Annotated in this window: 21 protein-coding genes; 7 read left to right on the forward strand and 14 right to left on the reverse strand. The window is 62.1% G+C overall.

Annotated elements, in window-relative coordinates; translation table 11 throughout:
- Nucleotides 1–41: 41 nt before the first annotated feature.
- From QEO92_RS16105 to galE, 4 genes are all read right to left on the reverse strand, one after another.
- Entirely contained in the window at nucleotides 42–971 is a 930-nt protein-coding gene (locus QEO92_RS16105) for a VOC family protein (protein ID WP_227703693.1), read from the reverse strand.
- Between the two features lie 119 nt (nucleotides 972–1090).
- Entirely contained in the window at nucleotides 1091–1795 is a 705-nt protein-coding gene (ung, locus tag QEO92_RS16110; protein ID WP_227703694.1) for a uracil-DNA glycosylase, read from the reverse strand.
- Between the two features lie 11 nt (nucleotides 1796–1806).
- A complete protein-coding gene (locus QEO92_RS16115) occupies nucleotides 1807–2202 on the reverse strand; it encodes a VOC family protein (RefSeq protein WP_227703695.1) in 396 nt (131 codons plus the stop codon).
- Nucleotides 2203–2214: 12 nt separating this feature from the next.
- The gene (galE, locus tag QEO92_RS16120) at nucleotides 2215–3204 is read right to left on the reverse strand and encodes a UDP-glucose 4-epimerase GalE (RefSeq protein WP_227703696.1); all 990 of its coding nucleotides are present in this window, start codon (nucleotides 3202–3204) and stop codon (nucleotides 2215–2217) included.
- 154 nt (nucleotides 3205–3358) lie between these two features.
- Here galE and QEO92_RS16125 point away from each other — a divergent pair, with 154 nt between their 5' ends.
- Nucleotides 3359–3721 carry a YbaN family protein gene (locus QEO92_RS16125; protein ID WP_210055695.1) on the forward strand — a complete coding sequence of 121 codons (363 nt, stop codon included), beginning with the start codon at nucleotides 3359–3361 and terminating at the stop codon, nucleotides 3719–3721.
- A 12-nt stretch (nucleotides 3722–3733) separates the two neighbouring features.
- Here QEO92_RS16125 and QEO92_RS16130 read toward each other — a convergent pair whose 3' ends face one another.
- From QEO92_RS16130 to QEO92_RS16140, 3 genes are read right to left on the reverse strand one after another with little or no spacing between them, the layout of a single operon-like run.
- Nucleotides 3734–4516: a heme ABC transporter ATP-binding protein gene (locus tag QEO92_RS16130; RefSeq protein WP_227703697.1), complete on the reverse strand. Its 783-nt coding sequence runs from the start codon at nucleotides 4514–4516 to the stop codon at nucleotides 3734–3736.
- Entirely contained in the window at nucleotides 4513–5598 is a 1086-nt protein-coding gene (locus tag QEO92_RS16135) for a FecCD family ABC transporter permease (protein ID WP_052182786.1), read from the reverse strand. The genes QEO92_RS16130 and QEO92_RS16135 overlap by 4 nt, the downstream gene beginning before the upstream one ends.
- A complete protein-coding gene (locus QEO92_RS16140; RefSeq protein ID WP_227703698.1) occupies nucleotides 5598–6482 on the reverse strand; it encodes a heme/hemin ABC transporter substrate-binding protein in 885 nt (294 codons plus the stop codon). The genes QEO92_RS16135 and QEO92_RS16140 overlap by 1 nt, the downstream gene beginning before the upstream one ends.
- Nucleotides 6483–6646: 164 nt before the next feature.
- Here QEO92_RS16140 and hmuQ point away from each other — a divergent pair, with 164 nt between their 5' ends.
- Both hmuQ and hutX read left to right on the forward strand, forming a co-directional pair.
- On the forward strand, nucleotides 6647–6991 hold the full coding sequence (gene hmuQ / locus QEO92_RS16145) for a heme-degrading protein HmuQ (protein WP_037149100.1): 345 nt from the start codon (nucleotides 6647–6649) through the stop codon (nucleotides 6989–6991).
- 9 nt (nucleotides 6992–7000) lie between these two features.
- On the forward strand, nucleotides 7001–7525 hold the full coding sequence (gene hutX / locus QEO92_RS16150; RefSeq protein ID WP_227703699.1) for a heme utilization cystosolic carrier protein HutX: 525 nt from the start codon (nucleotides 7001–7003) through the stop codon (nucleotides 7523–7525).
- Nucleotides 7526–7824: 299 nt separating this feature from the next.
- On the opposite strand, the gene QEO92_RS16155 is transcribed toward hutX, so the two are convergent.
- Together QEO92_RS16155 and QEO92_RS16160 are read right to left on the reverse strand one after the other, a co-directional pair.
- The gene (locus tag QEO92_RS16155) at nucleotides 7825–8055 is read right to left on the reverse strand and encodes a hypothetical protein (protein ID WP_037149096.1); all 231 of its coding nucleotides are present in this window, start codon (nucleotides 8053–8055) and stop codon (nucleotides 7825–7827) included.
- A gap of 92 nt (nucleotides 8056–8147) precedes the next feature.
- Entirely contained in the window at nucleotides 8148–8336 is a 189-nt protein-coding gene (locus QEO92_RS16160; RefSeq protein ID WP_037149094.1) for a DUF3008 family protein, read from the reverse strand.
- Nucleotides 8337–8625: 289 nt separating this feature from the next.
- Here QEO92_RS16160 and QEO92_RS16165 point away from each other — a divergent pair, with 289 nt between their 5' ends.
- Together QEO92_RS16165 and QEO92_RS16170 are read left to right on the forward strand one after the other, a co-directional pair.
- The gene (locus QEO92_RS16165) at nucleotides 8626–9471 is read left to right on the forward strand and encodes a nucleotidyltransferase family protein (RefSeq protein ID WP_407722104.1); all 846 of its coding nucleotides are present in this window, start codon (nucleotides 8626–8628) and stop codon (nucleotides 9469–9471) included.
- Nucleotides 9472–9503: 32 nt separating this feature from the next.
- Entirely contained in the window at nucleotides 9504–10223 is a 720-nt protein-coding gene (locus QEO92_RS16170; RefSeq protein WP_227705189.1) for a metallophosphoesterase family protein, read from the forward strand.
- A 129-nt stretch (nucleotides 10224–10352) separates the two neighbouring features.
- Here the strand turns inward: QEO92_RS16170 and lpdA are convergent, their stop codons facing one another.
- The 5 genes from lpdA to QEO92_RS16195 all read right to left on the reverse strand — a co-directional run bounded on the left by lpdA (nucleotide 10353) and on the right by QEO92_RS16195 (nucleotide 16613).
- Complete coding sequence (lpdA, locus tag QEO92_RS16175) at nucleotides 10353–11750, reverse strand: dihydrolipoyl dehydrogenase (RefSeq protein WP_227703700.1); 1398 nt, start codon at nucleotides 11748–11750, stop codon at nucleotides 10353–10355.
- Between the two features lie 120 nt (nucleotides 11751–11870).
- A complete protein-coding gene (locus QEO92_RS16180) occupies nucleotides 11871–13166 on the reverse strand; it encodes a dihydrolipoamide acetyltransferase family protein (protein WP_227703701.1) in 1296 nt (431 codons plus the stop codon).
- A gap of 1 nt (nucleotide 13167) precedes the next feature.
- A complete protein-coding gene (locus QEO92_RS16185) occupies nucleotides 13168–14181 on the reverse strand; it encodes an alpha-ketoacid dehydrogenase subunit beta (RefSeq protein WP_227703702.1) in 1014 nt (337 codons plus the stop codon).
- 3 nt (nucleotides 14182–14184) lie between these two features.
- The gene (locus QEO92_RS16190) at nucleotides 14185–15435 is read right to left on the reverse strand and encodes a 3-methyl-2-oxobutanoate dehydrogenase (2-methylpropanoyl-transferring) subunit alpha (protein WP_227703703.1); all 1251 of its coding nucleotides are present in this window, start codon (nucleotides 15433–15435) and stop codon (nucleotides 14185–14187) included.
- A gap of 47 nt (nucleotides 15436–15482) precedes the next feature.
- A complete protein-coding gene (locus QEO92_RS16195) occupies nucleotides 15483–16613 on the reverse strand; it encodes an acyl-CoA dehydrogenase family protein (RefSeq protein ID WP_227703704.1) in 1131 nt (376 codons plus the stop codon).
- 186 nt (nucleotides 16614–16799) lie between these two features.
- Here QEO92_RS16195 and treZ point away from each other — a divergent pair, with 186 nt between their 5' ends.
- Together treZ and treY are read left to right on the forward strand one after the other, a co-directional pair.
- Nucleotides 16800–18614, forward strand: coding sequence for a malto-oligosyltrehalose trehalohydrolase (treZ, locus tag QEO92_RS16200; RefSeq protein ID WP_227703705.1), 1815 nt, complete (start codon nucleotides 16800–16802; stop codon nucleotides 18612–18614).
- Nucleotides 18611–21151 (forward strand): malto-oligosyltrehalose synthase, encoded by a 2541-nt coding sequence (gene treY, locus QEO92_RS16205; RefSeq protein ID WP_227703706.1) that lies wholly within the window; start codon nucleotides 18611–18613, stop codon nucleotides 21149–21151. Before treZ ends, treY begins: the two co-directional genes overlap by 4 nt.
- Nucleotides 21152–21425: the final 274 nt, after the last annotated feature.

Here is a 21425-nt window from a genome sequence, read left to right on the forward strand (position 1 = left end):
GGTCGAAAACGCCTTGCGCTTTTCGGCCCGCCTCTGCCGGCTTATTCGATCGGTTCGAGATGCTGTTCGAGGGCTTCTCTCAGATGTGCATGCTGCTTCGGCAGCTTCAGCGCTTCGCCGAGATGGGCCGTATCCTCGTCCCGGTTGAAGCCGGGCTCGTTTGTGGCGACTTCGAACAGCACGCCGCCCGGCGTACGGAAATAGATCGCCCAGAAGTAATCGCGGTCGATGACCGGGGTCACCTGATAGCCGGTTTCCATCAGCGCCTTGCGGACTTCGAGCTGCTTCTCGCGGTTTTCGACCGCAAAGGCGATATGGTGGACCGAGCCGGCGCCAAGATGGGCATGGGCGATGTTGGGCATGGTTTCGATGTCGATGACGTCGGCGCCGTTGCCGCCAGGGATACCGAAGCGCGTAACGCCGTCCTTCGCATCGATCTGGCTGTAGCCCATGTATTTCAGCAGTTCACCGGTGGCGCCCTCATCGCGAAGCCTCAGCGAAGCGGAATGGAAACCGCGGATCGCATTGTCTTCGCCGACACCGTTACCGGTCCAGGGCGCACGCGGATCGTCCTTGACTTCGACGAGCGCGAAGCCATCGCCGTCCGGGCCTGCGAAATGCAGCCGGTTTTCGCCGAAGGCGCTGTCGGTCTTCAAGCCGTCGACGCCTGCCTTGCTCAGCCGGTCGGTCCAGTAGCCGATCGAACCTTCCGGGACCGAAAAGAGCGTTGTGCCCACTTCGCCGGTGCCGGGGCGGCCGCGGGCGATATGCGGGAACGGGAAATAGGTCATCACCGAACCGGGCGTGCCCACTTCGTCGCCGTAGTAGAGATGGTAGACATCAGGCGCATCGAAATTGACGGTCTTCTTGACCCGGCGGAGCCCAAGCGTATCGGTGAAGAACCTGTTGTTGGTGCCGGCGCTCGCAGCCATCGATGTGACGTGGTGGAGGCCCTTGATCTGGTCGAGCATTTCAAACCCCTTTCTGGCTCAGCGAGCCGTTATCTGGGGCATTATTTGGTCGATCGGGTGCGGATTGGATAGACTGCCCTATCCGAACGCATTGTTCACTTTTCGAAGATGGCGAGCGGTTAATTGTTCACAGTTACACGCTCGGGCAATTGCCAGTCGATCGGTTCTTTGCCGCGCGAAATCAGGAAGTCGTTGGCCTTGGAAAAATGCCGGCAGCCAAAAAACCCGTTATGGGCCGAAAGCGGCGAAGGATGCGGGGCCTTGAGCACAAGGTGCTTTTTCGTATCGACGAAGGCCGCCTTCTTCTGGGCATAGGAGCCCCAGAGCATGAAGACGACGCCGTCGCAATCCTCGTTGACGGCGCGGATGACGGCATCGGTGAAGCGCTCCCATCCCCGCCCCTGGTGCGAGGCCGCCCTCGCCTCCTCGACCGTCAGCACGCTGTTCAGGAGCAGCACGCCCTGGCTTGCCCAATGCTCCAGGAAACCGTGATTGGCCGGTCGGATACCGAGATCGGTTTCCATCTCCTTGTAGATGTTGACGAGCGAGGGCGGGATGCGCACGCCCGGCCTGACGCTGAAGCAGAGCCCGTGCGCCTGGCCGTAGCCGTGATAGGGGTCCTGGCCGAGGATGACGACCTTCACATGCTCGAGCGGGGTGAGATCGAGGGCGCGGAAATATTCGCTGCCCTTGGGAAATATCCGCTTGCCCGCCTGCTTCTCGGCGACGAGAAAACGCCTCAGTTCGCTCATGTAAGGATTTTCGAATTCCGGCCCGAGCACGTGCTTCCAGCTTTCCTCGAGCCTGACCTCGCCCTCCGCCATCGCTTGTTCTCCTATTGGAACCGGCCGCCTCGCTGCAGGACCTCGATCTTATAGCCATCAGGGTCGGTGACGAAGAAGAACCGCGCAAACGGCTTGCCGTTATACTGCATGCCCACAAGTTTGCCGACCGGCAACCCGAGATCGACAAAGCGCCTGTATTCCAGATCGATATCCTCGACCGAGACGGCGATATGCCCATAACCGTTGCCGAGGTCGTAAGCCTCTTCCTGGCCGGCATTGACCGTCAGTTCCAGTTCGAACCCGGTCTCCCGATTGGCCATGTAGATCAGTGTGAATCCGTCGAACGGCACCCGCTCGGCGATCTTGAGGCCGAAAGCCTTCTCATAGAAATCGACCGAACGCGCCTCATCCAGCACCCGGATCATCGAGTGGACCAATTTTGCCATGACCGGCCTTCCCTATTTCAGAACGTGATTGCTGCGCGAATGCCAATTCCAGGCGGAACGGATGATGTCTGCGAGCGTATATTGCGGCTCCCAGCCGAGCACAGCCTTCGCCTTGTCGTTATTGGCGACGAGCGAGGTGGAATCGCCCTCGCGCCTTCCGACATATTCCACCGGGAAAGGTTTCCCGGACACCTCGGAAATCGCCGCCAGCAGTTCCTTCACAGTCGTGCCCGTGCCGGTGCCGAGATTGAGTTCCATCGTCTCGCCGCCCGCGAGCAGATAGTCCACGGCGCGGACATGCGCATCGGCAAGGTCCAGCACATGGATATAGTCGCGCACGCAGGTGCCGTCGCGGGTGTCGTAATCGTCACCGAACACCTTGAAACCCTGGCGGCGGCCGAGTGCGGCCTCGATCGCCAGCGGGATGGCGTGCGTTTCCGGCGTATGCCATTCGCCGATCCGGCCCTCGAAATCGGCGCCGGCGGCGTTGAAATAACGCAGCATGACGGACTTCAGGTCCTTGTACTGGCCGTAATCCTTGAGCGCCTGCTCGATGATGAACTTGGTGCGGCCGTAAGGGTTGATCGGCGCCTGCTTGTGCGTCTCATCCATCGGCACCCGGTCAGGCAGGCCATAGGTGGCGCAGGTCGAGGAGAAGACGAAGGCCTTCAAGCCCGCATCCATTGCCGCCGACAGCAGCGTGAGCGCACCGATGACATTGTTGTCGTAGAAACCGACCGGGTTCTTGACCGATTCCCCCACCTCGATCAGCGCCGCGAAATGCAAAACCGCATCCGGCTTATATTTTGCGAAAACCTCGTCGAGGCGCGCGCGATCGCGGATGTCGCCCTCTTCCAGCGGTCCCCAACGCACGAATTCCGCGTGCCCGTTGGAAAGATTGTCGAAGACGATGGGCTCGTAGCCCCGCTCCGCCAGCACCAGACACGTGTGGGAGCCGATATAGCCGGCTCCGCCGACCACGAGCACTTTCTTCTTCGACATCATGTCTCCTGAAGGCTGTTGAAACCGGCGGGCACTATAACGGGCATGAAACAAATGGGAAGGGCAGACTGCGCGGTCAATCGCACTGCACAAATTTGTCGAGACTCGGCCCTCAAACTTCTCTATCCTGCTCAGGATTTATTGTAGGTCATTCATGCGTCCCCTGCTTCTCAGTCTCGGCTGGTTCTTCGTAGCTGTCGGCGTGATTGGCGTTTTCCTGCCGGTCCTGCCCACGACGCCCTTTCTGCTGCTTGCGGTCGCCTGCTTTGCACGCTCCTCGCCGAAGCTCGAAGCATGGTTGCTCGAACACCCGAAATTCGGCCCGCCGCTCAGGGACTGGCGGGAAAAGGGTGCGATCCCGCGGAAGGCGAAAATCGCCGCGGTCGTGATGATGAGCGTCAGCTATGCCATCTTCTGGTTCGGGACGTCGCCGCCCTTCTGGCGTGCTACCCTGGTCGCAGCCCTGATGATCGGTCCGGCGATTTTCGTCGTCACCCGTCCGGAACCCGGTGCCTGAGGTCCGCGGGGGTCAGCGATGCCGCGATTGCGGCAGCACATATGGGATATGTTCGGCCGGCAGCCGCCCGACCGCGCCGGCAATCCCATAGACGCTGGCGATGATCTCGTCATTGACCGTCTCCGCACACGCGCCCTCCGCGACGATCTTGCCGTGGTTCAGCACCACGAGATGATCGGCAAATTCCGCAGCGAGATTGAGATCGTGCAGGATGGCGAGCACGATCCCGCCGGCGCCCGCGAAATCGCGGGCGATCTCCAGCACCGAAATCTGGTGACCGAGGTCAAGGCTTGCGGTCGGCTCATCAAGGAAGAGCGCCCGCGGTATGCCATCGACAATCGGCTGTGGTACCTGGGCAAGCGCCCGGGCAAACTGCACCCGCTGCTGTTCGCCGCCGGAGAGCGACGGATAGGGCCGGCTTTCGAAACCGCGCAATCCGACTTTGGCGAGCGCCTGCCGCGCCTGCTCGGTCGGGTTCAGCGCTCCCTGCGCCACCGCCCCCATGCGGGCGATTTCAAGTGCCGTGAAGGGGAAGGCAAGCTGTGTTGCCTGCGGCAGCACGGCCCGACGCTTGGCAAGCTCGGCCGGCTGGCAAAGACCGATACTCGTTCCGTAATAGGAGATGAAACCCGTATCCGGCTTCATTTCGCCGGATACCGCCTTCATCAGCGTCGATTTGCCGGCGCCATTCGGGCCGATGATCACGGTAAACCGACCAGGCCTGAGGTCGATCCCGACATTGTCGAGAAGCTTTCGGCCCGAGCGGGCGACGGTGATGTGTTCGCCCGAAATCATGGCATGTCCCGCATGCTCACTCCCTTCTTCCCGATGAGCAGGAAGAGGAAGACCGGTGCACCGAAGAGCGCCGTGATGACGCCGATCGGCAGTTCCGCAGGCGCGGCGACGGTGCGCGCCACGCTGTCTGCGATGAGCAGCAGCGCCCCGCCTCCGAGGGCCGAACCGGGTAGCAGGAAACGGTGGGACGGCCCCATGGCGAGACGCAGGAGATGCGGCACGACGATGCCGACGAAACCGATGGAACCCGCCACCGCGACCGTCGAACCGCAGGCGGCAGCCACCGCCACGATGACAATCGTCTTCAGCCTCTGCACCGGGATGCCCATGTGAAAGGCGGCAGCATCGCCCAGAATCAGTGCGTCGAGCCCTCGCGCCACGAAGGGCATGATGGCGAGCACGATGGCGATGAACGGCAGGATCGAGAGCACGCGACCGAAGGTGGCGCCACCGAGCGAGCCGAGGCTCCAGAAGGTGATGTCACGGAGTTGCCGGTCGTCGGCCATGACGATCATGAGGCCCATGATCGCCGCTGAAAGAGCGCCGATCGCGATGCCGGAAAGGATGAGCGTAGTGGTCGACGTCCGGCCGTCGCGGGTGGCGATCAGATAGAGCATCCAGGTGTTGAAGAGGCCGCCGAAGAACGCCATCAGCGGCAGGAACTGGTTGCCGAGCAGCATGGAGACGGGCGCAAGTACTGTATTGCCGAGTACGATCGCCGCGACCGCCGCCACCCCGGCGCCCGACGTCACCCCGACGATGCCGGGATCGGCGAGCGGATTGCGAAAGAGGCCCTGCATCATTGCGCCGGAAACGGCAAGCCCCGCGCCCACCAGCAGCCCGAGCGCCGTGCGCGGCAGGCGCACGGCCTCGAGGATTACCCGCTCCTGCGTCGAAAGGCTTGCAGCGTTGCCGGTCGCGTAGGCCCAGAAATCGCGAAGGCCCACGCCAGTCGGACCGACGCCGAGCGAGATGAGGCAGGCGATGAAGAGGATCACCGCAAGCAGGATGAGGACCAGGACACCCTGCTGCGTCCGGTCGCCACTGCTTGCCGGGCGAAAGGCCATCGCCAGCGCTTTCATCAGTTGATCGCTCCCGGATAGATCTGCGCGGCAAGCGCGCGGGCGGCCTCCGGAGTGCGCGGACCGAAGCCGAGCAGCAGCAGGCCGTCCATGGAGATGAGCGCCTTGTTGGCGGCTGCCGGCGTCGTCTGCATGGAAGGAACCGCGAAGACCTGTTCCGGTGTAAGTTTGTGATCGCCGCGCGACATGGAAAGGATCACGTCCGGCTGGGCGGCGATCACCGCCTCGTCGGCGAGCGGCTTGTAGCCGTTGATCGTCGGCGCGGCATTGATGCCGCCGGCCATTTCTATCACCGCACCGGCTTCCGTGTCTGCGCCGCCGGCCATCACACGGCCGTTCGAGAGCGACAGGACGAAGAGCACCTTCTTTCTCGGCCCAGGAACCTTCGCAACGTCTTCGGCAAGCTTCTTGAGGTCCGCTTCCGTCTTGACCGCCAGCGCCTCCGCCTTGTCGGAAAGGCCTACGGCGGCGCCCACGTCGCGGATTTTCTGACCGATCTTGTCGGCCTGGGGCGGCGTCGGGATCGTGACCATCGGCACTTCACTGGCTTTCAAGATTTCAAGCACGGGCGGTGGGCCGGACCCCTCTTCCATCAGGATCAGATCCGGCTTCTGACCGAGAACGCCTTCCGCGGAAAGCGCTCGCATGTAACCGACATCCGGCTTGCCATTCGCAGCATCGGGATAGAAGCTGGTGGAATCCCGCGCAACGATGCGGTCCTCGGCGCCAAGCGCGTAGAGAATTTCCGTGATCGTGCCGCCGACCGAAACGATGCGCTTCGCCTCGGGATTGCCCTTTTCGGCCGCCGCGGCATGGCCGGCAGCAAGACCCGTTGCAAGAGATGCGACCACGAAAAATCGGCAGACGGCGGAAGAATATGTCATAATGCCTACCCTGATTGTACCATTCCCGGGCTTGCGAAAATCCACCCGGCGCCACGCCTTCGACGACATAACTTGAGTTGACTACGCAAGTTTTTTCGGCTTTTCAAGAGCGCCGGCCGTAGATATCTTGAGCCGAAAATGAAACTTATTGTGAGGACCGATAAATGTATATCGCCATGAACCGATTCCGTGTGGTGCCGGGCTATGAAGAGGCTTTCGAGAACATTTGGCGCAGCCGGCAGGGCCGCCTGGCCGAACTCCCCGGCTATATCGAGTTCCACATGCTGAAGGGTCCGAAGGCGGAGGATCACACCCTCTATGCATCGCACACGGTCTGGGAAAGCTTCGCGGATTTCGAGGCCTGGACGAAGTCGGAGCAGTTCCGCGCCGCCCATGCCAAGGCCGGCGAAAACCGCGGCAAGGTCGAATATCTCTCGGGCCCGCATTTCGAGGGTTTCGAAGTCATCATCCACGAAGACAAGAACGGCGCACGCGCCGACGCTGCCTGAGGCAGGCCGATGAATGCTGATTCAGACGTCAAGCCGGACCGCCGTGAACGGGCGCTCGCAGCACTTGCAGAAAAGCCTGACGGCGTGGTCGAGGCGATTGCCGCAAAGGCCGAGGTGACGCCGGCCGAAATTCTCGAAATCCTGCCGAGAGGTGCCGCGGTTATCGTCGGGAAGGATCATTTCCTGGATATCTGGTCCGAGATGGGCACCTGGGGCGAAGTCCTCTTTATCGTCCATACGGAGGACATCGTGCTGGAGGCAGAAGGCAGCCTTCCGGCCGGCTCCGAGGCACACGGCTGGTTCAACATCCACGGAGACAGTCCGATCGGCGGCCATATCCGGAAGGATAACTGCGCGTCGGTGACGTTCGTGGACCGTGCCTTCCACGGCCGCCGCTCCTGTTCGGTCTGGTTCATGAACGACAAGGGTTCGGCGATGTTCAAGGTCTTTGTCCGCCGCGACGAAAACCGCGAACTGATCGCAGAGCAGCTCAATAAGTTCGAAGCCCTGCGCGACCGCTACGTTCCTGCGTAGACCGGATCGGAACAACCATAAGTGACCCGGCGGAAACATATTTTAGCCGGGTTGCATTTTCTCCGGAACCACCTGCCGGTCTGCTCGTTAACGGCGATGGGACCGGGTATCATGTGGTCCGGGACCGCCGGTGACGGCGGCTTCCCGTTTTGTCGTTTGTCGGTCCCGTATGATTGCGTGGAGTGCTGCCGTGTCTCTTGGCGGACCGTTCGCTCGCTCCAGCGGCGTGGAGGAGAGCGATCTCGAACGGCACGGCAGCCTTCCCGTTCTGATAGGGCCTGGAGCCTTCACCGGTGCCCTCAAAGGGCCGGAACCCATTTCCAGAAAACGCCTTCCATCCGCTCGGGATAATATTTGAACTCGCATTCGAAGCGCCGGCCATAGGCTTCCGCCGCGGTCAGCGCCGCCGCGCTCGCCGGCTTCATGCCGGTGCCTGGTGCAAACCAGTCTTCCAAAAGATCGTCCGGAACATAGACTCCGATCCGGAGCGGCAAGGCGGTCAATGTCGCATCGAGTTCTTCCGGCGGCATGGCTTTTCCTCCTCCACGAAAAGACGGCGCTCCGAAAACGTCCGTCTCCCCGGGAAGTTCCGATCTGGCTGCAAAGCCCTTGGGATCAGGGATCAGCGGTGCGCGGCATGCTCCGGCTTGCCCTTGCGCTTCGCCGAAGCCATCTCGTGCAACTCCTTTTCGCTCATGGATTTTTCCATGCCCTTCGAAGCGCCCTTGAGCTCGCCCTTCTTGATCTCGCCCCGCTTGGCGGCGAGCGCCGCGCCGGCGGCCTTCTGCTGTGATTTCGATTTCGCTGGCATGTCTGCCTCCTCGGTTTCACATCCGAGAAGAACAGACCGGCATGGTTTTGGTTCCCGCCTTTGAGGTGGAACATCTCATTTACCCACGGGTTGTTCTGATAACCAGCGGCGCCCTTGGGCGGCGCGATAAGAGGAAGGGACAACTATGAATGCGGACAATCCGGAACGTTGAACCTGTCATCCGCAAACCGCCCAGGGCGGAACTCAAGAACCCGCACGAGTGTTCTCCTGCACGCAACCGAATCGGAGATCGTCAATGAACGCCGAAGCCAATGCCGCGCAGAACCTGATGCCGAAGCCGGCGAAGGCTATACTGGGGAACGAGCCCGAGATGGAAGTCAAGGCGTCACCGACGCTTGCCGATCCGGATTCCGAGTCCTTCGTGGCCATGGCGCTCGAAGACCTCGTCAAATGCCATATCCCCTTCCTCGTCGCCGGCACCTTTGCGGTGAGTGCCTATACCGGCATTTCCCGGCAGACGAAGGACCTCGATATCTTCTGCCGCGCCGGCGATTACGCCCGCATTCTCGCTCACTTCAAGGAGAAGGGCTACGAGATCGAGGTGGAGGACGACCGCTGGCTCGGCAAGGTGAAGAAAGGCCCGCACTTCTTCGATGTCATTTTCGCCGGCTCGAACGGCACGATGCCAATCAGCGACGCCTGGTTCGAGAATGCCCGGCAGATCGAGATGGGCGGCCACAAGGTGAGCATCATCGCGCCGACCGAGCTCATCTGGTCGAAATGTTTCGTGCAGCTCCGCCACCGCTATGACGGCGGAGACATCGTCCATGTCATCCTGCGCGCTCACGACCAGATCGACTGGCAGCGGCTTCTGAACCACATGGAAGTGCATTGGGAGGTGCTGCTGATCCACCTCCTGAACTTCCGCTGGATCTATCCGACCGAGCGCGACAAGGTGCCTGACTGGCTGCTGGACGAGCTGCTCGACCGGTTGAAGGCGCAGCGCGAGCTACCGCTGCCGCAGATGAAGATCTGCCGCGGCCGCATGTTCAGCCGGGTGGATTTCGAGATCGACGTGAAGGAATGGGGCTTTGCCGATGTGGGCGGCGAAGGCGACCTGCGCGACGACCTGCCAAAAGACTTGCCTAGGGACTTGCAAGGAGTATCGTCGTGACCCGGACGACCGACGCAAAAGACGACACCGGGATGAAATCCAACGGCAGGCTGAAGATCGCCGCCATGGGCGACCTGCATGTGAAGGAAAACGACGGCACCTCGTACAAGGAGCTGTTCAGCGAGATTTCCCAGATCGCCGACATCCTCGTGCTCACCGGTGACCTGACGGACCTCGGCAAGCCGAGGGAGGCGGAAATCCTTGCTGCGGAGCTGCGCTCCTGCTCCATCCCCGTCGTCGGCGTGCTCGGCAACCACGATTACGAATGTGGTCATGTGGAAGAGGTGACGGCAATCATCAAGGATGCCGGCGTCCAGCTGCTCGAAGGCCAGGCGGTCGAGATCGACGGCGTCGGGTTTGCAGGCGTCAAGGGTTTTGCCGGGGGCTTCGGCCGTTACATGCTCGGCTCCTTCGGCGAACCGGCGATCAAGGCCATGGTGGCGGAAAGCGTGGAAGAGACCATGCGGCTCGAAAACGCGCTCAGGCAGGTGCGCTCTGAACGGGCGATGGTCGTGCTGCATTATGCCCCGGTTCTGGATACAGTGGCGGGTGAGCCGCAGGAAATCTATCCCTTCCTCGGCTCCTCGCGTCTGGCGGAAACCATCGACCGCTTCCCGGTGAAAGCGGTCGTACACGGCCACGCCCATCGCGGCACCTATTCCGGCAAGACGCCCGGCGGCGCCCCCGTCTACAACGTCGCGTCCCATGTCGAGAAGCCGACCGGAAGACCGTATGCGCTGCTGGAGTTGTGAAACCCACCTCCCCCTCAAGGGGGGAGGTCGTCGCGAAGCGACGGGTTGGGGTGACCAATTTGATCTCCGACGGTTCACCCCACCCCGGACCTACGGTCCGACCCTTCCCCTCAAGGGGAGGGTGAAATCTCACACATGCAGCGCGTGCCCGAGCGCCTTCATCGACGCCTCGGCAAATGCTTCCGATAGCGTCGGATGCGCATGGATCGTGCCCGCTATATCCTCCAGCCTCGCGCCCATCTCGACCGCCAGCGAGAAAGCCGCGGACAATTCGGAAACCCCTGTCCCGACCGCCTGTATGCCGAGCACCAGATGGTTGTCGGCGCGCGCCACCACCCGCACAAATCCTTCTTCCGATGACAAGGTCATCGCCCGGCCATTGGCCGTGAACGGAAACTGGCCGACCTTGGTCTCGCGGCCGCCCGCTCGCGCTTCGTCCGGCGACAGCCCGACCGACACGATCTCCGGATCGGTGAAGCAGACGGCGGGGATCGCGCGCTTGTCCCAGTTCCGGCGTTTGCCCGAAACGATCTCCGCCACCATCTCGCCCTGCGCCATCGCCCGGTGCGCCAGCATCGGCTCCCCGGTCACGTCGCCGATCGCATAGATACCGCGCATTGACGTGCGGCATTGCTCGTCGATCCTCAGGAACCGCCCGTCCATGTCGAGTTCCAGTTCCTGTCGGCCCCAGCCCTCGGTGACCGGCCGGCGGCCGACCGTCACGAGCACCTTGTCGGCGGAGATCCGTTTCTCCTCGCCATCTCCGGTTTCCGCAAGCAGTGCCTCGCCGGTCGCCGACATGCCCCTCACCTTGGTACCGAGCAGCACCTCGGCCCCCAGAGCCGAAAGCCGCCTTGCAACCGGCTGTGTAAGCTGCGCGTCGTAGAGCGGCAGGATGCGGTCGAGCGCTTCGACGATCGTCACCTTCGACCCCAGCTTGGCGAAGGCGATGCCGAGTTCGAGGCCGATATAACCCGCACCAACTATCGCCAACCTCCCAGGCACTTCGGTCAGCGACAATGCACCGGTCGATGAAATAACCTTTCCGCCGAACGGCAATGCCGGCAGCTCGACCGGCGCGGAGCCTGTGGCAATGACGACATTCTCCGCACGGATGACCTGCTGACCGGTCTCGGTCTCCACCGCAACCGTCTTGCCGTCGCGAAATTTCGCCCGGCCGACGACGATCTTTACGCCTGCCTTCTTCAGGAGGCCCGACACGCCCATGGTCAGGCGGCCGGTGATCCCGTCCTTCCAGGCCACGGTCTTCGCGAGATCGATGGCCGGGTTCTCGGCTCCGATGCCCATGGCGTTCCTACCCGCGGCCATGGCCACGGCTCCGCGGAAATCGTCGGCCGCATGGATCAGCGCCTTGGACGGGATGCAGCCGATATTGAGGCAGGTGCCGCCCGGCTTCGCCATTTCGACGATGACCGTATCGATTCCCAGCTGGCCGGCCCGGATGGCGCAGACATAGCCGCCCGGACCGGCCCCGATGACGAGAAGCTTGCAGGCGATTTCCTTCATTGTTCTTCTTCCACCTCACTCATAGAGCGTCCTTTGTGCATCCTCCGGATTCACAAAGGACGCTCTAACTCTTTGAATCGGCGAATAGTGCCTTCCGAAAATCGGAACCGATTTTCGGGCCTATTCGCTGACGAATATCAACGCCGGCGTTTCCAGGAGCGCCTTCAGCCTCTGCACGAAGGTCGCGGCGTCCCAGCCGTCGATCACCCGATGATCGAAGCTGGAAGACAGGTTCATCATCTTGCGCGGCACGAACTGCGTCCCGTCCCAATGCGGCCGGATCGCGAGCTTGTTGACGCCGATGATCGCCACTTCCGGACGGTTGATGACCGGCGTCGAGACGATCCCGCCCATCGCGCCGAGCGAGCTGATGGTGATCGTCGAACCGGTAAGCTCCTCGCGCAAGGCGGTGCCGTTCTTCGCAGCTTCGCTCAGCCGCGCAACCTCGCGGCCACAGTCGAATATGTCCCGCGCCTCGGCATGCTTGACCACCGGCACGACGAGGCCGGAGGGCGTCTGCGCCGCAACGCCGATATGCACGCCGCCGAATTGATGGATCACCCCCGCCTCGTCGTCGAAATGTGCATTGATGCCCGGTTGCTCTGCGATCGCCTTGACCATCGCCCGCATCAGGAACGGCAATATGGTGAGCTTCGGCTTGCCCGGCTTCAGATTGCCATTCAGACGGGTCCGCAATTCCTCCAGCGCCGTCATGTCCACCTCCTCCACATAGGTGATGTGGGGAATGCGCGACTTAGCGAGCGCCATTTTTTCCGCGATGCGGCGGCGAAGGCCGACGATCTTGACCTCCTGCACGCTCTTGTTGGGCTGCAGGCCGGCCGCAACAGCGCTCCCTGTCTCGCGGCTCAGGAACATATCGAGGTCTTCATGGGTGATGCGCCCGGCCGGACCGGTTCCCGGTACCTGCCTGAGATCGATACCTGCTTCCCTGGCCCGCAGGCGGACGGCTGGCGGTGCGAGTGGCCTTTCGCCTCCGGAGCGCGGTGCACCGACACCTGGGGATGCCGCCGCTGCAGACGGTTTTGCCGGAGTGCCCCCCGCTGCGGGTTCCCGCTTTTCCGCGACAGGCTTCGGCTCATCTTCGAGCTCGGCCGAACGCGGCGCCCGCTCAGGCGAAGTCAGCTCGATCGCCGGCTCCTCCTCACCCACTTCACCGGCGGTCTTGATTTTGAGAATGGCTGCCCCGACGGCAATCATGTCGCCAATGTCGCCATTCCTCCAGGTGACCTCGCCTTCCACCGGAGAGGGAATTTCCACGGTTGCCTTGTCGGTCATCACGGCGGCGAGCATCGTGTCCTCCCGCACAAGGTCGCCGATATTCACATGCCATTCCACGAGCTCGGCTTGCGCGACCCCTTCGCCGACATCCGGCAGCTTGATGATTTTCTCACCCATGTCAGGCCTCCATCATGTCGCGCAGTGCCCGGCCGACACGGGCCGGCCCCGGGAAGTAGTCCCATTCCTGCGCATGCGGATAAGGTGTATCCCAGCCGGCGACACGGATGACCGGCGCTTCAAGATGGTAGAAGCAGTGTTCCTGCACCAATGCCACGAGCTCCGCACCGAAGCCGGAGGTCATTGTCGCCTCGTGCACGACCATGCAGCGGCCGGTCTTCCTGACTGACGCCACGATGGTTTCGAGGTCGAGCGGCAGCAGCGTGCGCAGGTCGATCACCTCCGCATCTATTCCCGTCTCCTCCGCCGTCGCCTCGGCCACATGCACCATCGTGCCATAGGCGAGGACCGTGACCGCCGAACCCGGCCGGCGTACGACCGCCTTGCCGAGCGGCACCGTGTAGTGCTCCGCCGGCACCTCGCCGAGCGGATGCGAGCCCCAGGACGTCACCGGCCGGTCGTGATGGCCGTCAAAGGGGCCGTTGTAGAGCCGCTTCGGCTCCAGGAAGATCACCGGATCCGGGTTCTCGATCGACGAGATCAAAAGGCCTTTGGCGTCATAGGGATTGGAGGGCACCACGACCTGCAGGCCGCAGACATGGGTAAACAGCGCCTCCGGGCTCTGGCTGTGCGTCTGCCCGCCGAAGATGCCACCGCCGGTCGGCATGCGGATGGTTATGGGGCAGGTGAAATCGCCATTCGAGCGATAACGCAGTCGCGCCGCCTCCTGGGTGATCTGGTCATAGGCCGGATACATGTAGTCGGCGAACTGGATTTCCACACAGGGCTTCAATCCATAGGCGGCCATGCCGATCGCGGTTCCGACGATCCCGGATTCATTGATCGGCACGTCGAAACACCGCGTCTTGCCGTATTTCTGCTGGAGGCCCTGCGTGCAGCGGAAGACGCCGCCGAAATACCCGACGTCCTCGCCAAACACGACCACGTCGTCGTCACGCCCCATGGAAACGTCCAGGGCGCTGCGGATCGCCTCGATCATCGTCATCCGTGCCATATCTCACACCCCCGCCTGCTGGCGCTGGCGTTTCAGGTGCGGCGGCATTTCGGCATAGACACCCTCGAACATGTCACGCATCGAGGGGCGGCCGCCGGAATGCAGCGTGCCGTGACGCTCCGCCTCCTTCTGGGCGGCTACGACCGTGTCGCGGATTTCCGCCTCCATTTGGCTGTGGCGCTCCTCGCTCCAGGCACCGATGCGGACCAGATGGTTCTTGAGGCGAATGACCGGATCGCCGAGCGGCCAGGCCTCCGACTCCTCCTTGGGGCGGTAGGCGGAGGGATCGTCGGAGGTGGAATGGGCGCCGACACGATAGGTGACGTATTCAATCAGCGTCGGGCCGATATTCCGCCGTGCCCGCTCCGCTGCCCATTTGGCGACCGCATGAACGGCGAGATAATCGTTACCGTCGACCCTGAGCGACGGCAGGCCGAAACCCAGACCCCGCGCCGCGAACGTGCCGGAGCCACCGCGAGCGATGCCCTGAAACGTGGAAATGGCCCACTGGTTGTTCACGACGTTGAGGATGACCGGTGCCCGGTAGGTCGAGGCGAAGACCAGCGCCGCATGGAAATCGGATTCGGCCGTCGATCCGTCGCCGATCCAGCCGGCGGCGATTCTCGTATCGTTCTTGATGGCCGACGCCATGGCCCAGCCGACCGCCTGCACGTATTGCGTGGCGAGATTGCCTGAAACCGTGAAGAAACCGTGGTCTCTCGCCGAATACATGATCGGCAGCTGCCGGCCCTTCAACGGGTCGGCGTCGTTGGAATAGATCTGGTTCATCATCTGAACCATCGGATACCCGCCGGCGATCAGGAGGCCTGCCTGACGGTAGGTCGGGAAATTCATGTCGCCCGGCTGCAGCGCCTTGCGGAAGGCGCAGGAGACCGCCTCTTCGCCGAGATGCTGCATGTAGAAGGAGGTCTTGCCCTGCCGCTGCGCCATCAGCATGCGGGCATCGAAGGCGCGAAGCAGCATCATGTGCCTCAGCCCCTCCATCAGTTCCTCGTTGGTGAGCGTTCCGGCCCAGGGTCCGACGGCCTCCCCTTCCCGGTTCAGCACCCGGATGATCGAGAAAGCAAGATCGCGGATCGTCTCCGGGTCGACATCCACTTCCGGCCGGCGCACGGAACCGGCCTTGGGAATGGCTACGTTGGAAAAGTCCGGTCTTCCGCCCGGCCTCACCTCCGGCTCCGGCACATGCAGGCTTAGTTTGCCGGGCAGGCTGGGCCTCATTCCATCTTTCATATTCGCTTCTCCTCCCAAAGAACCGACAATTGCCGCGTCACCTCAACTCAATTCGCCAAACCCCGGGCGATGATGATCTTCTGGATGTCGGACGTGCCCTCGTAGATCTGGCAGACCCGCACGTCGCGATAGATACGTTCGACCGGGAAATCGGAAATATAGCCGTAGCCGCCAAGCGTCTGGATCGCTGCGGAACAGACCTTTTCCGCCATTTCCGACGCGAAGAGTTTTGCCATGCAGGCTTCCGAAAGGCAGGGCTCGCCGCGATCCTTGAGCCTTGCCGCATGCAAGACCAGTTGACGCGCTGCCTCGATCTGGGTCTTCGCCTCGGCCAGGCGGAAAGCGACCGCCTGATGATCGAGCAGCACCTTGCCGAAGGCCTTGCGTTCCCTGGCATAGGTGAGTGCGACGTCGAACGCCGCCTGCGCCATCCCGACACATTGGGCTGCAATCCCGATGCGGCCTGCCTCGAGGCCGGAAAGGGCTATCTTCAGCCCCGCTCCCTCCTCACCGATCCGCTGGCTTTCGGGAATGCGCAGGTTGTCGAACATCAGCGCCGCTGTATCGGATGCGCGCTGGCCGAGCTTGTCCTCGACTTTGGAAATGGAAAAACCGGGCACATCGGTGGAGGTGACGAAGGCGGAAATGCCGCGTTTTCCCGCAGAGGGATCGGTGACGGCGAAGATGATCACGGTACCGGCGATCCTGCCCGAGGTGATGAACAATTTCGAGCCGTTGATGATGTAATCGCCGCCATCCCTCGTTGCCCGGGTGCGGATCGCTGCCGCATCGGAGCCGGTATCGGCTTCGGTCAGCGCAAAGGCGCCGATATGCCGGCCCTCGGCGAGCGGCCGCAGGAATTTTTCCTTCTGTTCGTCGGAGGCATGCGCGTCGATGAGCGAGCAGACAGGGGAATTGTGGACGCTGACGAGCGTCGAGACCGCCCCGTCGCCCGCGGCAATCTCCATCAGAGCGCTTGCATAGGCGACATAGGAACAGCCGACGCCGCCCCATTCCTCGCTCGTTCGCATGCCGAGAAAGCCGAGTTTGCCGAGTTGCTGCAACACCTCCGGCTCGATCGCATGCGCCTTGTCGCGCGCCGCGGCACCGGGTTTCAGCACATCGCGGGAAAACTCCGCGGCCGTCGAACGGATGAGCTCCTCCTCATCGGTCAGCATGCAAAGATCTCCTCCTCGAAACCGTCTGCACCAGCTTTAATCTAGAGCCGGAATCGATGGCGGACCACTCCTGCGAACTTGTTATTTGTTACGCCTTTCAGCAATTTTCTTGCGCGTATACGGCCCTATGGAACTCGAAAGCAATTCAGCCGTTTGCCGGTCTCTCTCAATCAGGGACAGGTCGATATGCCGGAACTGGATGCCGTCACCGAATTCCGCGTTTTTCCAAGAACATGGGGGGCGGAATATGTCGCCGCCGGCGAGGTGCGCTTCCGGCTCTGGGCGCCGGGCCAGAAAAAAGTCTGGCTGAGGCTCAACGGCGAAGACACCGAGATGACCCGCAGCCCTGACGGCTGGTTCGATCTGCTCGCGACCGGCGTCGTGCCGGGCACGGAATACAGCTATCTGCTCGCCAACGGCATGGTCGTCCCCGATCCCGCTTCCCGCGGCCAGAAACAGGACGTTAACGGACCATCGCTGGTGATCGATCCGACCAGCTATGCCTGGCAGCATCCGGACTGGAAAGGACGTCCCTGGGAAGAGGCCGTCATCTACGAACTCCACATCGGCACCTTCACCAAGGGAGGCACGTTCCGCGCCGCGATCGAAAGATTACCCTATCTGGCCGAACTCGGCATCACCATGATCGAGGTCATGCCGGTTGCTCATTTCGGCGGCAACCGCGGCTGGGGATATGACGGGGCACTGCTCTATGCTCCGCATGCGGCCTATGGTCCGCCGGAGGATTTCAAGGCCTTTGTGGATGCTGCCCATGGCCATGGCCTGATGGTCGTGCTCGATATCGTGCTCAACCATTTCGGTCCGGAAGGCAATTATCTGCCAATGCTCGCGCCGTCTTTCTTCCACAAGGAAAGAATGACGCCCTGGGGTGCAGCGATCGCCTACGACATCGATCCGGTGCGGCGCTATATTGTCGAGAACCCGCTCTACTGGCTGGAGGAATTCCATCTCGACGGCCTGCGCTTCGATGCCGTCGACGTGATCGAGGACACATCTGAAAAACATGTCCTGATCGAGATCGCCGAGCGCATCCGCGCCGAAATCACCGGCCGGCCGATCCATCTGACGACCGAGGACAACCGCAACGTCACCTTCCTCCATCCCCGCGACGAGAACGGCAACGCTCCTCTCTTCACGGCCGAGTGGAACGACGATTTCCACAATGCCGTCCATGTGCTCGCGACCGGCGAAACGCATGCCTATTACGAGGACTTCGCCAGGGATCCGGAAAAGCTGGCGGCCCGCGCGCTGACCGAGGGCTTCGCCTATCAGGGCGAGGTCTCACCCCGAAAAGGCAGGCCGCGCGGCGTCAAAAGCACAGATCAGCCGCCCGTTGCCTTCGTCGACTTCATCCAGAACCACGATCAGGTAGGCAACCGGGCGCAAGGCGAACGACTGCTCCCACTCGCCGGCGCATACAAGACCAAGGTGCTGTTCGCCGCCCTGCTGCTTTCTCCGCATATCCCGCTCCTCTTCATGGGCGAGGAATATGGCGAGACCAACCCTTTCCTGTTCTTCACGGATTTCCATGGTGATCTTGCGAAGGCGGTGCGCGACGGCCGCCGGAAGGAATTCGAGGGCCATGCCGGCCATGACGACGATACCCTGGTGCCGGATCCGAATGCGAGGCAGACCTTCGACTTCTCCACGCTCGACTGGAACAAGCCGGACTCCGTCGACGGCCGGGACTGGCTGGAATTCACCGGAAAGCTGCTTGAGCTTCGCAAGCAATATGTCTTGCCATTGCTCCGCTCGGCGCACGGTGGCAGCGGCAAAGTCCTGAAGACGGAAAAGGGCTTCCTTGCCGTCACGTGGACCTTCCCGAAAGGCACGCTTTCGATGGCGATCAACATCGGCGAAGAGCCGCAAACCCTGCCCGGGCTGTCCGGCAAGGTGATCTTCGCATGGCCGGAACAGGCCAGGGATCTGCCGCCGAACTCCATCGTGGTGAGCTTTGCACCGACCGGAGACACGGAATGAAGGTCCCGACCGCCACCTACCGCATCCAATTTCGCAACGGCATGACCTTCGACCGCGCCGCGGCGCTGGTGCCCTATCTGAAACGGCTCGGCATCAGCCACCTCTATGCCTCGCCGATCTTCACCGCCACGACAGGCTCTACGCACGGCTATGACGTCACCGACGCCAACGAGATCGATCCAGCGATCGGTGGCCGCGCCGGCTTCGAGCGCATGGTGCGGGCGCTGAAGGCGGGCGGCCTCGGCCTCATTCTCGACATCGTGCCCAACCACATGGCCGCATCGCTCGAAAACCCGTGGTGGCGCGATGTGGTCGAAAACGGCGAAAACAGCCGTTACGCCCGCCATTTCGACATCGACTGGAGCCGTCGTCTCACCCTTCCCTTTCTCGGCGACACGTTCGAAAAGGTGCTTGAAGCCGGCGAGATTTCCATCAGGCTCGATCCCAAAACCGGCAGGCCGGCGCTTGCCTACTACGAAACGCTCTATCCGTTGACGCCGTCGAGCTATGCCGGCTGCGGGACGGCGGTGCTCGCGACCACGGACAAAGCTGCGATCGCCAGGCTTCATGACCAGCAGCCCTATCGGCTGATGTCCTGGCGGGACATGCCGCGCGAACTCTCCTACCGCCGCTTCTTTGAAATCGCCGGCCTCGTCGGCGTCCGGGTTGAGGACGGTTCGGTCTTCGACGATACCCATCACCTCATCCTCGAACTCGTCCATGGCGGCATGGTCGATGGCCTGCGCATAGACCATGTGGATGGGCTTGCCGACCCGAAGGGATACCTCGAGCGGCTGCGCCACGAGACCGGACCGGACTGCTACATCATCGTCGAAAAGATCCTCGGCGAAGGCGAGCATATCCCCGCCGACTGGCCGGTCTCCGGTACGACCGGCTACGAATTCATCGCCGCCGTCAGCAACGTCCTCATCGATGCGGGCAAGCTCGATACGCTCCGGGAGACCTATCATCAGGTCGTCGGTCATCCCGTCAACATGGAGGCCGAACTCCGCGCCGCGAAATTGATGATGGTCGACAACAACTTCGCCGGAGAAGTTGCAACCCTGCTGAAGCTCGCCATGCAGATCCAGCAGGTGGAGGATCGGGAATCGGCACTTGCCGAAGCCTCCGTGAGATCAGCCCTGCGCGAATTGCTGGTTGCCTTTCCTATCTACCGGACTTACGGCACCCGGGAAGGCCTGCCGACGGAAGACCGGAGGGTGCTGGGAAAAGTTCTGGACACGGTGCGAAACGGACCGAACGCTCCGCCGCTCCATGCTCTCGCTTTCCTGGAGCGCATTCTGATCGGCGATGTCGAGCAATCCGTCGCCGGCCGCGCTTCAGTCTTCCGCACCCGCTTCCAGCAACTGACCGGTCCGCTTATGGCAAAGTCCATGGAGGACACGCTTTTCTATCGTCACCATATGCTGCTCGCGCTGAACGAAGTCGGCGGTGAACCGCTCCCTCGCGCCTCTTCGCTCGGGCGGTTCCATGGAGCGATGGAGACGAAGCTTGAAAGGGAACCCGACGCCCTTTCCGGCACCTCCACCCATGACACCAAACGCGGTGAGGATGCCCGCGCACGTCTTTACACACTGAGCGAAGCTCCCGAACTTTGGGCCGAAGCCGCCGCGCGCTGGCATGAAATGAACAGAGCTTTAATCTCAGCATTGGATGACGGCCCCGCCCCCGAACCTCCCGTCGAATGGATGCTCTATCAGGCGCTCGCCGGCGTCTGGCCGGCAACCTTCGATCCGGGGAACCTGGAAGATCTGAAGGCCCTGGAGGAGCGCTTCGCCGCTTACGTCGGGAAGGCGTTACGCGAGGCGAAACTCCGCACCAATTGGGGTGATTCCAACGAGGCCTACGAGAAAGCCGTCATCGGCTATGCCCGCGGACTTCTTTCGCCCGGGAACCAGACTTTTCTGGCGGATTTTTCCGATACGCTCCGCCCCTTCATCCATGCCGGTCTGGTGAACAGCCTCACCCAGACCATCATCAAACTCACCGCTCCCGGCGTGCCGGATATCTACCAGGGATGCGAAGGCCTCGATTTCAGTCTCGTCGATCCGGACAATCGCCGTGAGCCGGATTTCGAGACGTTGCAGACCTGGCTTTCCGAGAGTGAGATGCGTCCATCGACAAATGAGGAATGGCAGAGCGGCCGGCTGAAACAGCATGTCACCGCCGTCTTTCTGCGGCTGCGCCAGGAAGCACCGACGTTGTTTCGCAAGGGCGAATACCTGCCCCTTGAAGCCGTCGGCAAGCGCGCCGACAATATCGTTGCCTTCGCCCGCGCCGACGCCGAAGATGCATTGATCGTGATCGCCCCCCGGCTCGTCTTCAGCGCCTTCCATACGGCATCCCCTCAGTTCGGGGCAGACCGCTGGGCCGAAACTGAGGTTTCGCTGCCGGAAAAACTCGCCCATCGCCGCTATCGTGACATCTGTGCCGGAAAGACGATGCATTTCGGAGAGCAGGTCGCCCTCAGCAGGGTCTTCGCCGACTATCCCTTCGCGCTCTTGCTTGCGGAATAGCTGTCGGTTTCGTCAATGGAGAAAGCGCCGATCTGCTTCGAGACGGCGCCTTGATTCTCTTGCAGAGGTTGAGATTCCCGTAGATTTCTCAACGAAATCAAGCGAATCCGACGAGATTCAGAATCGCGATGACAATAACGATGGCGCCGACCAACCAGATGATGCTGTTCATGTCTTTCTCCTTTCGATGTTGTGGTGTGAACGGCGCGGGACTGAAAATGTTCCGGTAGAATGCCTTTGGAACAAACAAGGTCGGCACGTGTTGAACGAGCGT

Origin of the sequence: Neorhizobium petrolearium (assembly GCF_029854435.1) — a bacterium.
Lineage (GTDB): Bacteria > Pseudomonadota > Alphaproteobacteria > Rhizobiales > Rhizobiaceae > Neorhizobium > Neorhizobium petrolearium.